Below are 12,735 nucleotides of genomic sequence, written 5' to 3'. Positions count from 1 at the left end.
TTCGTACACAGGAAGGAGTCTGCATGGCGAGTCCCGGTTTGAAAACAGCGGTCGTGCTGAGTCTGCTCACCTTGGTGACCGCTTGCGGCGAGAAAAAAGCCCCCGCTGAGTACCTGCCACGGGTTTTTGTACAAGAGGTCAAGCCCACGGATTACGCGGCTTCGGTGACATTGACCGGGGACGTGCAGGCGCGCGTGCAGACCGAACTGTCGTTCCGCGTCGGCGGCAAGATCATCCAGCGCATGGTCGATGTCGGCGATCGCGTCACCGCCAAACAAGTGCTGGCCAAACTCGACCCCAAGGATTTGCAGACCAACGTCGATTCGGCTCAAGCCCAGGTCGTTGCTGAACAAGCCCGGGTGAAACAGAGTGCCGCGGCGTTCGTGCGCCAGCAAAAACTCCTGCCCAAGGGCTACACCAGCCAAAGCGAATACGATTCCGCCCAAGCCGCGTTGCGCAGCAGCCAGAGCGCCTTGAGCGCGGCGCAGGCGCAATTGGCCAACGCCAAGGACCAGCTCAGCTACACCGCGCTGATTGCCGATGCACCGGGGGTGATCACCGAGCGCCAGGCCGAAGTCGGCCAGGTCGTGCAGGCCACGGCGCCGATTTTTTCGTTGGCCCGCGACGGCGACCGTGACGCGGTGTTCAACGTCTACGAATCGCTGCTGGCCGAGCGTCCTGCGGATCCGTCGATCGTCGTCAGCCTGCTCGATAACCCTGCCATCAAAACCACCGGTACGGTGCGTGAAATCACCCCGGCGGTGTCGGCGCAGTCCGGCACGGTGCAAGTCAAAGTCAGTCTCGACAGCCTGCCACAAGGGATGCAGCTGGGCTCGGTGGTCAGCGCCACCGCCAAGGGCAGCGGCAAGTCGGCAGTCGAATTGCCATGGTCAGCGCTGACGAAAAACATCAGTGATCCGGCGGTGTGGATGGTCGACGATAAAGGTGAAGCGCAGCTGCACAACGTGACCGTCGGCCGCTACCTGATCGGCAAGGTCATCATCAGCGAAGGCCTCAAGGGCGGGGAGAAAGTCATTGTCGCCGGTGGGCAGTTGCTGCATCCCGGCATGAAAGTCGAAATCGCTGAAAACACCTACAAGGGTCTGCAACCGGGAGCACAGCCATGAAGCGTCTGGGGCTGTTATCCGTGGGTGTGTTGCTGGCGGCCTGCTCGAAAAGCGAGCCACCTCCGGAGCCGGTACGTCCGGTGTTATCGGTCAAGGTTCAAACATTGAGCGAGGAAAGCCTCGGGCGTTTCGCCGGCAGCATCCAGGCGCGTTATGAAAGCAACACCGGTTTCCGCGTCGGTGGCCGCATCGCCAGCCGCAACGTCGATGTCGGAACCGAAGTGCAAAAGGGCACGCTGCTCGCCACCCTCGATCCGTCTGATCAGCAGAACCAATTGCGTTCGGCCCAGGGCGACCTGGCCAAGGTTCAGGCGCAACTGATCAATGCCCAGGCCAATGCCCGCCGTCAGCAGGCGCTGTTCGATCGTGGCGTAGGAGCGCAGGCACAACTGGACATCGCCACCACGGACTTGAAAACCACCCAGGCCTCGCTGGACCAGGCACGGGCGGCGGTCAATCAAAGCAAGGACCAGCTCGGCTACACCGAACTGCGTTCCGATCATAAAGCCGTGGTCACCGCGTGGAACGCCGAAGCCGGGCAAGTGGTGACGGCGGGCCAGCAGGTCGTGACCCTGGCGCAACCGGACATCAAGGAAGCGGTGATCGATCTGCCGGACACCCTGGTCGATCAGATTCCCTCCGACGTGGTGTTTCTGGTAGCTGGGCAACTCGACCCGAGCATCAACACCACGGCGACCCTTCGCGAGATCGAACCGCAGGCGCAAAGCGCCACGCGTACTCGTCGCGCACGCCTGACGCTGGCCGAGACACCGGACGGGTTCCGCCTCGGCACGGCGATCAGCGTGACCCTCAGTTCGGCGATCAAACCGCGCATCGAATTGCCGGCTACCGCTGTGCAGGAGGTCGACGGCAAACCACGGATCTGGGTCATCGACACCCAGAGCAAAACCGTCAGCCCCCGCGACGTCAGCGTGATCAGCCGCACCGACAGCAGCGTGGTGCTCGCGGGCGGCGTGAAGAATGGCGAGCGCGTGGTCAGCGCCGGCGTCAACAGCCTCAAACCCGGACAATCGGTAAAACTTGACGAGGACAGTCAATGAAAGGCTCTTTCAACCTCTCCGAATGGGCCCTCAAGCATCAGTCATTCGTCTGGTACCTGATGTTCGTCGCGTTGCTGATGGGCGTGTTCTCATATTTCAATCTGGGCCGCGAAGAAGACCCGTCGTTCACCATCAAAACCATGGTGATCCAGACCAAATGGCCGGGCGCGACCCAGGAAGAAACCCTCGCGCAGGTCACCGACCGCATCGAGAAAAAACTCGAAGAACTCGATTCTCTCGACTACGTGAAAAGCTACACGCGCCCCGGCGAATCGACGGTGTACGTGTACCTGCGCGACACCACCAGCGCCAAGGACATCCCGGAAATCTGGTACCAGGTGCGCAAGAAGATCGACGACATTCGCGGGCAGTTCCCCCAAGGTATTCAAGGCCCCGGGTTCAACGACGAGTTCGGTGATGTGTTCGGCTCGGTCTACGCCTTCACCGCCGACGGCTTGACCATGCGCCAGTTGCGCGATTACGTGGAACAGGCGCGGGCCGAGATCCGCAATGTACCGGGGCTGGGCAAGATCGAAATGATCGGCCAGCAGGACGAAGTGATTTATCTGAACTTCTCTACCCGCAAACTGGCGGCGTTGGGGATCGATCAGCGTCAGGTTGTGCAGAGCCTGCAATCGCAGAACGCCGTAACCCCGGCCGGTGTGATCGAGGCCGGCCCCGAGCGGATTTCCGTGCGCACTTCGGGGCAGTTCGCCTCGGAAAAAGATCTCGCCGAGGTCAATCTCAAGCTCAACGACCGTTTCTATCGTTTGGCTGACATCGCCGACATCACTCGCGGTTACACCGATCCGGCTACCCCGGAATTCCGCTTCGACGGCAAACCGGCCATCGGTCTGGCGATTGCCATGCAGAAGGGCGGCAACGTTCAGGAGTTCGGCAAGGCGTTGCACCAGCGCATCGATGAACTGACCGCAGACTTGCCGGTTGGCGTGGGTGTGCACACTGTGTCCGATCAGGCGGTGGTGGTGGAAGAAGCGGTCGGTGGCTTTACCAGTGCCCTGTTCGAGGCGGTGATCATCGTGCTGGTGGTCAGTTTCATCAGCCTCGGCGTGCGCGCCGGCCTGGTGGTGGCGTGCTCGATTCCGCTGGTGCTGGCGATGGTGTTTGTGTTCATGGAATACAGTGGCATCACCATGCAGCGGATTTCTCTCGGTGCACTGATCATCGCCCTCGGCCTGTTGGTGGACGACGCGATGATCACCGTGGAGATGATGGTCACGCGCCTGGAAATGGGCGAGAGCAAGGAGGAGGCCGCGACGTACGCCTACACCTCGACGGCGTTCCCGATGCTCACCGGGACGCTGGTGACGGTCGCCGGTTTCGTGCCCATCGGCCTCAACGCCAGTTCCGCCGGTGAGTACACCTACACGCTGTTTGCGGTGATTGCCGTGGCCATGATTGTGTCGTGGATTGTCGCGGTGTTCTTCGCTCCGGTGATCGGCGTGCACATTCTCAGCGCCAACGTGAAGCCCCATGACGCCGAGCCGGGCCGCGTCGGGCGTGCGTTCAATGGCGGTCTGTTGTGGGCGATGCGCAATCGCTGGTGGGCGATCGGCATCACCGTGCTGCTGTTTGTCCTGTCGATTTTTTGCATGCGCTTTGTGCAGAACCAGTTCTTTCCGGCGTCGGACCGCCCGGAAATTCTCGTCGACCTTAACCTGCCGCAGAACGCCTCCATCGACGAAACACGCAAGGCCGTCGACAAGCTGGAAGAAACCCTTAAAGGCGACCCGGACATTGTGCGCTGGAGCACCTACATCGGTCAGGGCGCGATCCGTTTCTATCTGCCCCTCGACCAGCAATTGCAAAACCCGTACTACGCACAACTGGTGATCGTCAGCAAAGACTTCGAGGCCCGCGAGGCATTGAGTCAGCGTCTGCGCGAGCGCTTGCACAAGGACTTCGTCGGCATCGGCAGTTACGTCCAGGCGCTGGAAATGGGCCCGCCGGTCGGGCGTCCGATTCAGTACCGGATTAGCGGCAAGGACATTGATCAGGTGCGCAAGCACGCCATCGATCTGGCCACCGAACTGGACAAGAACTCGCACATCGGCGAGATCATTTACGACTGGAACGAGCCGGGCAAAGTCCTGCGCATCGACATCGCCCAAGACAAGGCGCGGCAGCTCGGGCTGTCGTCCGAAGACGTGGCGAACCTGATGAACAGCATCGTCAGCGGCGCGCCTCTGACCCAGGTCAACGACGACATCTACCTGATCAATGTGGTCGGCCGGGCGGTGAGTTCGGAGCGTGGTACGCCGGAAACCCTGCAGAATCTGCAGATCGTTACGCCCAACGGCACATCGATTCCGTTACTGGCGTTCGCCACTGTGCGCTATGAGCTGGAACAGCCGCTGGTGTGGCGTCGCGACCGCTTGCCGACCATCACCATCAAGGCCTCGGTGCGCGACGAGATCCAGCCGACCGATCTGGTGAAACTGCTCAAGCCGTCGATTGACGCCTTCGCTGACAAACTGCCAGTGGGCTACAAGGTCGCCACCGGCGGTACGGTCGAGGAAAGCGGCAAGGCCCAGGGACCGATCGCCAAGGTCTTGCCGTTGATGCTGTTTTTGATGGCGACCTTCCTGATGATCCAGTTGCACAGCGTGCAGAAGATGTTCCTCGTCGCCAGTGTCGCGCCGCTGGGACTGATCGGCGTGGTGCTGGCGCTGGTGCCGACCGGCACACCGATGGGCTTCGTGGCGATTCTGGGGATTCTGGCGCTGATCGGCATCATCATTCGTAACTCGGTGATTCTGGTGACGCAGATCGATGAGTTCGAGAAGAAGGGCTATGCGCCGTGGGATGCGGTAGTCGAGGCGACTGAGCATCGGCGCCGACCGATCCTGCTGACCGCCGCTGCGGCAAGCATGGGCATGATCCCGATTGCCCGCGAAGTGTTCTGGGGGCCGATGGCGTACGCGATGATTGGCGGGATTGTGGTCGCGACGTTGCTGACGCTGCTGTTCCTGCCGGCGCTGTATGTGGCCTGGTACAAGATTCGCGAACCGAAGAAGGACGCTTCGTCATCGACCCACTGAGTGTGTTTGTTACACCTTTGGGAAAGGTCTGACTTACAACTGTGATGCCTTGCGTTACCGTCCTTCCTCCATTTGGAGGAGGGACGCCTGATGTCGACTGTCACTTGCTGGTTGCGCCAACTGCTGTTAGTGGCCGGCCTGTGCCTGTCGCCCTCATCGCTGGCCGACATCCTTTTGGTGAACCCGCTGTGGCGCGTACAGCTCGACCCCGCAACCCTCGCCGTGCGAGTCACCCCGGCCAACGGCGCGACTGTGCAGGCATCGACGGGCGTCGCTGCGCACAGGATCAGCAACCTGGTGCAACGTGACAATCGTGTCGACTGGCAATGGGACGATGGCGCCTGGTCAATCAGCGTTGATCTCGATCAACGTGACCTGAACTTCTCGATCACCGCACGCGCCCCGGCTGAACTTGAGTTCTTGCGCCAGCCCGGCAATGCCATGGGCAAGGGCCTGATCTGGCCCTTGGCCGAGGGCCATTATGTGCCGCGCGGCGATCCGGTGTGGCAGGCGTTTCTGGTGAGTCAAGGGGTGCTCAATGCCACTCAGGATATGAGTCTGCCGATCTGGGGCGTCGAGCATGAGGGATTCAGTCTCAACTGGTTGCTGACCAACCCCTACAACAAGCAACTGCTGTTCAGCGCTGAGGGCGATGCGCTCGCGTTGTCGGTGCGGCATCAATTCACCTCACTCAAACCGTCGACAGCGCTGACGTTCAGCCTGTTTCTGGGTGACGCCGAGCCGCTGGCCGGTGCCAAGCGCTACCGACAATGGCGGATCGACACCGGCCGTCACGAAAGCCTGAGCAGCAAGCTTGAGAAAACACCGACATCGCGAAAGCTGTTGGGCGCCAGTCATGTCTACCTGTGGGGTAACGATCTGCTGGGGCAAAAGGATGTGCGTGACTGGCCGGCGTTGCTTGGCAAGTTGCGCGGCCAGACCTACCTTGCCGGTGCGTTGCGCGACGGCATGGATACTGAAGCCTTGCAGCTGCTCGCCACGCAGACCGTGCTCAATCGTTATCAGCAAAGCATTCTGCTGCGCAGCCTCAATCGGGCGCTGAACACTCAGGCGCGCAAAACCTGGCAGGCCCGCGCGGTGCCGGACATGCAAGCACTGGTCAACGGTTACGCTGCCCTGCGTGGCCAACTGGCCCGCGAATTCGCCGGTGCCGTGACAGCCAGGCCCGAGCAATGGGGCAGCACCCTGTCGCTGGACTCCATTGAGCAATTGCAAAACGCCGGGCTGTCGCGCTTGTGGCTGGGTCTTGGCGAGGGCTGGGAGGGCGGGCTCTGGCATCCCGAGGCGGTTCGAGCAGGCGTGCAGGCCGGGTATCTGCTGGCACCGTATGATTCTTACGAGACGGCGCTGAGTCGGGATGAGAACCCGGACTGGACCACCGCGCATCTGGGTGACACGGCTTACCGCGAGTGCGCCATCGTGCTGGAAAATCGCACGCTGAAAAGCGGCTTTCAGCAATCAGGTCACTACACCGACCCACGTTGCGTGCGCCCTTTGCTGGAGAAACGAGTCAAAGCGGTCAGCGTCGCCGCCGGTTTCAACAGCTGGTTTCTCGATGCCTACGCCACTGGCATGTTGTTCGATAGCTACCGCGCGGACGCCCCCATGACGCAGGCGCAGAATGCCGAGGGCAACGTCGCGGCGTCGCGCTGGATCAACGAAACGCTGCAATTGCCCAGCGGCTCCGAGGATGGCAATGCGACCACGGCTCAAGGCGTGCTGTTCGCCCATGGCATGCAGACACCGGTGATCGGTTGGGGTGATGCCGACATGAGTAAAAACCCGGATTCCGAATACTTTGTCGGTAAGTGGTTTCCGCCGGAGCAACCGGCCGTGTTTTTCAAATCCGTGCCAATAAAGGATCCGTTGCGGCGCATTCACTTTGACCCGGCCAGCCGTTTGCCGCTGTATCAAGCGGTGTTCCACGGCTCGCTCATCACCACCCATCACTGGTTGTTCGACAGCCTTAAATTGAGCAACGCAAGGGTGGAAAACGAACTGACGCAATTGCTTTACAACGTGCCGCCGCTGTACCACCTGAGTGCGGCGACGCTGGCGCAGCGATTGCCGCTGATGGCCCGCCAGGATGCATTCTTCCGTCCGCTGCATGAGCGCCTGGCGACGCAGGCGCTGACTGGTTTCCAATGGCTGAGCGAAGATCGGCAGGTGCAGCAGACTTCATTTGAAGACGGCACTCGGCTGCTGGCCAACTTCGCTCCAGCCCCGCGTGAAGTGGACGGTCGGACCCTGCCCGGCGAGAGCGTCACGCTGCTGCTGCCGGAAGGTACCGTCAGCCACTACCGGGTGCAGGCAACTCCCTGACTCAGCCTTTGCGCCAGACGCTGGCCAACCACGGCTGCTGCTCGCGCGGCAGGCCGGCGGGACGGAAGTAGTGTTCCAGTTCGACGAATCCGGCGCGGGCAAGCAGCCCGCGCCAAGCCTCCAGATCGTGATACGAGCCATAGCGCGGCCCGTTCCAGCCCTCGCGGTTATCCCCGCGCGGGTTAGAGCTGAACAGCACACCGCCCGGTTTCAAGGTATCGCGCAGCTCTTGCAAAACCCGTGGCAATTCCTGCAATGGCACATGAAACAGCACCGCGTTGGCGAAGATTCCGTCGAAGCGTTCGGCGGGTAAATCAAGCTTGAGGAAATCCTGGCACCACACTTCACAGCCACTGTCCTCACGGGCCATCCGCGCAAACTCGGGTGAGCCGTCGAGACCGACCGCGACGTGCCCCATGCGTGTAAACGTCTGCAGATCCCGTCCCGGTCCACAGCCAAAATCAAGAATCGCTAACGGCGCTACGCCCTGAATGTGCCGCAACAGCGCCTCGATGTTCTGGCTGACATCGTGATCGCGGGTGCCCTCACGGAAGTCTTCGGCCACTGAGTTGTAGTGGCCAAGGGTGGTGGCGGTGATCTGTTCCAGGTCGGTCGGAGTCTGCTTCATGGTCGGTTCGTGGTGGCAAGGACGATGGGCAGACTATAAGCGCTTTCGCGCTTTAAAAGATCGCAGCCTGCGGGCCTTGGATCTTCATTCTCCAGAAAGCACAAAACCCCGGCGCCTGTGCAATACATATGTACCGCACGCAGTAGCGCGCTGCGGAATGTAATGACGCCTGCGCGATAGACCACTGTCGCGATGTCTGCCCTGTTTTTTTATCGGGGGGAATCACTCAGGAAAAGGATGTTCATGAGCATTGTTCGCAAACCTGGCACTACCTCGCCAACCAACCGTAACCCGGTGAACGCCACACCACTGCGGAAAAGATCCGGCAGTTCGCCATCCGGCGACGGGACTCCCGTGAAGATTTACCGTTCTGATACGGATCCAGCTAACCAGGAGGCGGGGGTGCATTTCCCCGCCGTTACGATTGCGCCGTTGCACTCTGCCCAGATCCGGCCGGTGTCTGCGCAAGTCAAAACCCTTGAACGCTACAGCTTGCGCGCGCCAGCCAACTTGCCTGCCGCCAATGCTCAAGGCCTGCGCGTGTACAAGAACCGAAAATATGTTGATATCGCCCCCGGCGAGATCGTCCTGGTTCGGGAAACCGGCACAGTCGGTGAATATCGGGCATCGCTGGTCTCTGAATCGGCGGCGTTGGGCCCGGCCTTGTTTCTTGATCCGCGCAGCAAGATCTGGACACTCGAACGGCCTCAACCGTTAACCGGTCCAGGCAAAGTGATTGACATCGACATTGATGAGCTCATTGGCGAGGTCAGAAGGGAGCATGCGCAAAAAAACCGGGTTCATACCGGTAGCGATGACTCGTTTGAGTACACGGCGGCACAGGAGGGCGCGCTGGTCGCCCGCGGCTTGAAGCAGTTCTCGCCGGAACAGGTGGCGATCATTCGCTCAGAACTGAAAGCGGTTGAGAACATCTTCGCTGATGCCAGCCACGCCATTGGTCTGAAATACCGGGAGGCGGATGCCGTTTACGACAGCTTCTTCGGCACCGGGCACCTCAATGTTGCGCAGCGATTCTCCGATTCTGTCGCGCGCGGTCTGGCGGTTTCCAGGGAATACCAGGGGGTTTGGGGCGCCGAGAAAATCCTCGGCGTCGATGCGCACAGCAATAGCGCGGCGTGGATGTACAAAAGCGATTTCCACGGCCGGCTGTTCATCAATCGCAAGTACATGCAGCGCGGTACATTGAGCCTGTCGTTGGGCCATGAAATGTTGCACACCAACAGAATCGACCGGTTCCAGGCCATCGGGCCCAACGCCGCAGACTATTTCTATCTGGACGGCCGACTGGGTCGTTTGCTGATCTGGGATTCGCTAGCCATGTACGACGTTCCCGAGCGCGGCGTCTCCGAGGCAATCATGCGTGGCGGTTTGACGGTCGACTATCTGAACGCGTTTTCACACGATCACGATGCCTTCCTGTTCGCTGTCAGTGATTACCTGGGTATCGGCGACGATCTGCAACTTCAGGCGGCGGTTGACGCGTTCAACGCCAGTCCGCCGTTGCGTGCGCAGTTGGCGGTGAACAACGCTGACAGCCTGATTTGTGCGGCAAAAGCTCTGCAAGTGCTGCATCAAAACAAAAGTGAATATTCGTGGCTGGACAGCCTGATTGAAGATTAAGACCGGCGCCCCTTCAATTCAGTTGTTTGAGTGTGTACCTGCTAGTTCTTACAGTTTCGGAACACCGTCAAAGCGCTCATTCTCCACGCTAAGGTGAGAAAGGACGCTTGTGACCATGAATGTTCACCATGCCGCCGCCACTGTCGGATCATTGAGCCACGTTCGCTGATGATCCGCAGTGATGTCGATGCTCTGATTGAAGAAATAGCGCCGCCGCAGTCGGTCAGATTTATCCCGATTCCCAAAAAACCAACCTTCTTTTTTTCAGCGCTTGTTGAGACCCCGCGCCAACCGGTCCCCACCCAACTGAATCACCGCCACCAGAGCCACCAGCAACACAATCACCGTCAGCATGATCTGGCTGTCAAAGCGCTGATACCCATAGCGATAGGCGATATCCCCCAACCCGCCCGCGCCAATCGCCCCGGCCATGGCCGACGAGTTGATCATCGTCACCAGCGTAATGGTGAAACCGCCGACAATCCCCGGCAGCGCCTCTGGCAGCAACACATGCCAGACAATGTGCCAGCGCCGGCAACCCATCGCCTGCGCCGCTTCGATCAAGCCATGATCAACCTCACGCAAACTCACTTCGGCAATCCGCGCAAAGAATGGCGTAGCGGCAATCGTCAGTGGCACCACGGCAGCCCAGACACCGTACGTAGTGCCGACAATCAAGCGGGTAAACGGAATCAGCGCGACCATCAGAATCAGAAACGGGATCGAGCGGAACAGGTTCACGAACGCCCCCAACGCACGGTTCAACACTGGCGCTTCGTAGATCCCGCCCTTGTCGCTGGTGACCAGAATCACCGCCATGGGAATCCCCACCAGCAGCGCGATCAGTGATGACACACCGACCATCAGGAAGGTGTCGATAAAACCCTGCAACAAGCGATCAAACCACATAACCCACTACCTCCACGCGTTGCGCCCATTGCGCGGCGCGCTCACACAATTGCTCGGCGCTGAACGATGTACCGCTGACGGCCAACAACAGTTGCCCCAGCGCATGCCCCTGAATCCGCTCAACGCCGCCCTGAAGCAACTTCACCCGACCGCCGAGCGCTGTGAACAGCGCGGCCAGATCCGGTTCATCACTGGCGCTGCCGGTGAACTGCAAGCGCAGCACCACAGCGGCGTCGGAGGAGGGCGGCTGCGTCTGCAAACGGCTTTGCAATTCTTCCGGCAACGCGTGTTGCAGCGGCGCCAGCAAGGTTTGGCTGACTTCGTGCTGCGGATTACCGAACACTTCCCATACCGGGCCTTGTTCGACAACCCGCCCGTGCTCAAGCACGACAACGCGGTCGCAGATTTCGCGGATCACTGCCATCTCGTGAGTGATCAGAACGATGGTCAGGCCCAGGCGTTTATTGATTTCGCGCAGCAGGCCGAGGATCGATTGGGTGGTCTCTGGATCGAGCGCCGAAGTGGCTTCGTCGCAGAGCAGAATATCCGGGTCATGCACCAGCGCGCGGGCGATGCCGACACGCTGTTTCTGCCCACCGGAAAGTTGCGCCGGATAGGCTTTGTGCTTTTCCTGCAGGCCAACCAGTTCGAGCAGTTCGCGCACCTTTTTTTCGCGTTGTTCTTTCGGCACGCCGGCGACTTTCAGCGGCAGTTCGACGTTCTGCCACACGGTCTTGGCCGACATCAGATTGAAGTGCTGAAAGATCATGCCGATGCGTCGGCGCAAAGCGACGAGACGGTCTTCATCGAACTCGCCAATGTCGACCTGATCGATCAACACCCGCCCCGAGGTCGGTTGTTCCAGACGATTGATCGTGCGGATCAGCGACGACTTGCCGGCACCGCTGCGGCCGATGATGCCGAACACTTCGCCACGCTGAATCGCCAGATCAATGCCCTGCAAAGCCGCGACCGGGCCTTGCCGGCCGTTGTAGGTTTTGCCCAGACCGATGAAGCGTACGTGGGCGCGATTCAGCTCCGGGTGCAGCTCGGTTTTTTCAGCATTGTGTGGCTCTGGAATTTCCAGTCGCCGTTGGATCGCGGCCGTCATGCTCAGCTTTCCCACCCGGCTTGATACAGCTTGCCGTGGGCCTTATCCAGTGCCGCGCGAACGGCTGGTGAGTGCTGGTAGATGTCGACGAACTTGACCAGGCGCGGATCGGTTTTGCTCTTCGGCTGGATGACGAACTGGATCACGTATTCCTTGTGGTCGAGGCCGTCGAACAGCAGCGCCGAACCGGCATCGAAAGTCTTCGCCAGACGAATGTAGGCCGGGTAGCCCTGGACCAGATCGGCGTCGTCATAGGCGCGTACCAATTGCACGGCTTCGACCTGGAGGATTTTGATCTTCTTCGGGTTGGCGACAATGTCATCTTCGGTGGCTTTGTAGCCGACGCCCGGTTTCAGTGTGATCAAGCCGGCCTTGGCCAGCAGTTGCAGGCCGCGACCGCTGTTGATCGGATCGTTGGCGATGGCGACGCTGGCGCCTTCGGGCAACTCGTCGAAGCTTTTGTATTTTTTCGAGTAGAGGCCGACGTTGTTGATGATCCCCGGGGCGAACGGCACCAGATCAAAACCCGCGGCGGCTTTGGCGTTTTCGAGGAACGGAATGTGCTGGAAGTAGTTCACGTCGATGTCGCCGGCGGCGAGGCTGACGTTCGGTGCGATCCAGTCAGTGAACTCCACTAACTCAACTTTGAGGCCCTGTTTGGAGGCTTCTTCGACAGCAGCTTCCAGCGGGATGGCGAAGGCGGCGGTGGTGCCGATTTTCAACGGGGCGTCGGCGGCGAAGATGGCCGAGCTGAACAGGCCGAGGGCCAGGGCCAGTGCTTTGACTGGGTGGGACAGGATTTTCTGGGTCATGATGGGTTTTTCCAGTCAGTGCATGAAATTTGTGGTGTTTG

General features: G+C 60.3%; 9 protein-coding genes. 5 read left to right on the top strand and 4 right to left on the bottom strand.

The window, feature by feature from the left end:
• The first annotated feature begins 23 nt into the window (after positions 1-23).
• From CKW17_RS24595 to CKW17_RS24580, 4 genes are all read left to right on the top strand, one after another.
• On the top strand, positions 24-1,127 hold the full coding sequence (locus CKW17_RS24595; protein ID WP_095122250.1) for an efflux RND transporter periplasmic adaptor subunit: 1,104 nt from the start codon (positions 24-26) through the stop codon (positions 1,125-1,127).
• On the top strand, positions 1,124-2,188 hold the full coding sequence (locus CKW17_RS24590; RefSeq protein ID WP_095122249.1) for an efflux RND transporter periplasmic adaptor subunit: 1,065 nt from the start codon (positions 1,124-1,126) through the stop codon (positions 2,186-2,188). The genes CKW17_RS24595 and CKW17_RS24590 overlap by 4 nt, the downstream gene beginning before the upstream one ends.
• Positions 2,185-5,250 carry an efflux RND transporter permease subunit gene (locus CKW17_RS24585; RefSeq protein ID WP_095122247.1) on the top strand — a complete coding sequence of 1,022 codons (3,066 nt, stop codon included), beginning with the start codon at positions 2,185-2,187 and terminating at the stop codon, positions 5,248-5,250. The genes CKW17_RS24590 and CKW17_RS24585 overlap by 4 nt, the downstream gene beginning before the upstream one ends.
• Before the next feature lie 90 nt (positions 5,251-5,340).
• The gene (locus CKW17_RS24580; RefSeq protein WP_095122246.1) at positions 5,341-7,593 is read left to right on the top strand and encodes a glycoside hydrolase; all 2,253 of its coding nucleotides are present in this window, start codon (positions 5,341-5,343) and stop codon (positions 7,591-7,593) included.
• Position 7,594: 1 nt separating this feature from the next.
• On the opposite strand, the gene CKW17_RS24575 is transcribed toward CKW17_RS24580, so the two are convergent.
• Entirely contained in the window at positions 7,595-8,221 is a 627-nt protein-coding gene (locus CKW17_RS24575; RefSeq protein ID WP_095122245.1) for a bifunctional 2-polyprenyl-6-hydroxyphenol methylase/3-demethylubiquinol 3-O-methyltransferase UbiG, read from the bottom strand.
• Positions 8,222-8,464: 243 nt separating this feature from the next.
• Here CKW17_RS24575 and CKW17_RS24570 point away from each other — a divergent pair, with 243 nt between their 5' ends.
• Complete coding sequence (locus tag CKW17_RS24570; RefSeq protein WP_256586293.1) at positions 8,465-9,862, top strand: hypothetical protein; 1,398 nt, start codon at positions 8,465-8,467, stop codon at positions 9,860-9,862.
• A gap of 264 nt (positions 9,863-10,126) precedes the next feature.
• Here the strand turns inward: CKW17_RS24570 and CKW17_RS24565 are convergent, their stop codons facing one another.
• From CKW17_RS24565 to CKW17_RS24555, 3 genes are read right to left on the bottom strand one after another with little or no spacing between them, the layout of a single operon-like run.
• Complete coding sequence (locus CKW17_RS24565; RefSeq protein WP_034151854.1) at positions 10,127-10,771, bottom strand: methionine ABC transporter permease; 645 nt, start codon at positions 10,769-10,771, stop codon at positions 10,127-10,129.
• Positions 10,761-11,882 (bottom strand): methionine ABC transporter ATP-binding protein, encoded by a 1,122-nt coding sequence (locus tag CKW17_RS24560; protein ID WP_095122244.1) that lies wholly within the window; start codon positions 11,880-11,882, stop codon positions 10,761-10,763. Before CKW17_RS24560 ends, CKW17_RS24565 begins: the two co-directional genes overlap by 11 nt.
• 2 nt (positions 11,883-11,884) lie before the next feature.
• Positions 11,885-12,694 carry a MetQ/NlpA family ABC transporter substrate-binding protein gene (locus CKW17_RS24555; protein ID WP_095122243.1) on the bottom strand — a complete coding sequence of 270 codons (810 nt, stop codon included), beginning with the start codon at positions 12,692-12,694 and terminating at the stop codon, positions 11,885-11,887.
• Between the last annotated feature and the right edge of the window lie 41 nt (positions 12,695-12,735).

This window comes from Pseudomonas sp. Irchel s3f10 (assembly GCF_900187515.1).
Classification (GTDB): Bacteria; Pseudomonadota; Gammaproteobacteria; order Pseudomonadales; family Pseudomonadaceae; genus Aquipseudomonas; species Aquipseudomonas tensinigenes.
This window is presented reverse-complemented; position numbering and strand designations above follow the sequence as displayed.

Coding starts and splice junctions, on each gene's coding strand:
- CKW17_RS24575 (WP_095122245.1), bottom strand. CDS start 8,221: ATGAAGCAGACTCCGACCGACCTGGAACAGATCACCGCCACCACCCTT.
- CKW17_RS24580 (WP_095122246.1), top strand. CDS start 5,341: ATGTCGACTGTCACTTGCTGGTTGCGCCAACTGCTGTTAGTGGCCGGC.
- CKW17_RS24555 (WP_095122243.1), bottom strand. CDS start 12,694: ATGACCCAGAAAATCCTGTCCCACCCAGTCAAAGCACTGGCCCTGGCC.
- CKW17_RS24595 (WP_095122250.1), top strand. CDS start 24: ATGGCGAGTCCCGGTTTGAAAACAGCGGTCGTGCTGAGTCTGCTCACC.
- CKW17_RS24570 (WP_256586293.1), top strand. CDS start 8,465: ATGAGCATTGTTCGCAAACCTGGCACTACCTCGCCAACCAACCGTAAC.
- CKW17_RS24560 (WP_095122244.1), bottom strand. CDS start 11,882: ATGACGGCCGCGATCCAACGGCGACTGGAAATTCCAGAGCCACACAAT.
- CKW17_RS24585 (WP_095122247.1), top strand. CDS start 2,185: ATGAAAGGCTCTTTCAACCTCTCCGAATGGGCCCTCAAGCATCAGTCA.
- CKW17_RS24590 (WP_095122249.1), top strand. CDS start 1,124: ATGAAGCGTCTGGGGCTGTTATCCGTGGGTGTGTTGCTGGCGGCCTGC.
- CKW17_RS24565 (WP_034151854.1), bottom strand. CDS start 10,771: ATGTGGTTTGATCGCTTGTTGCAGGGTTTTATCGACACCTTCCTGATG.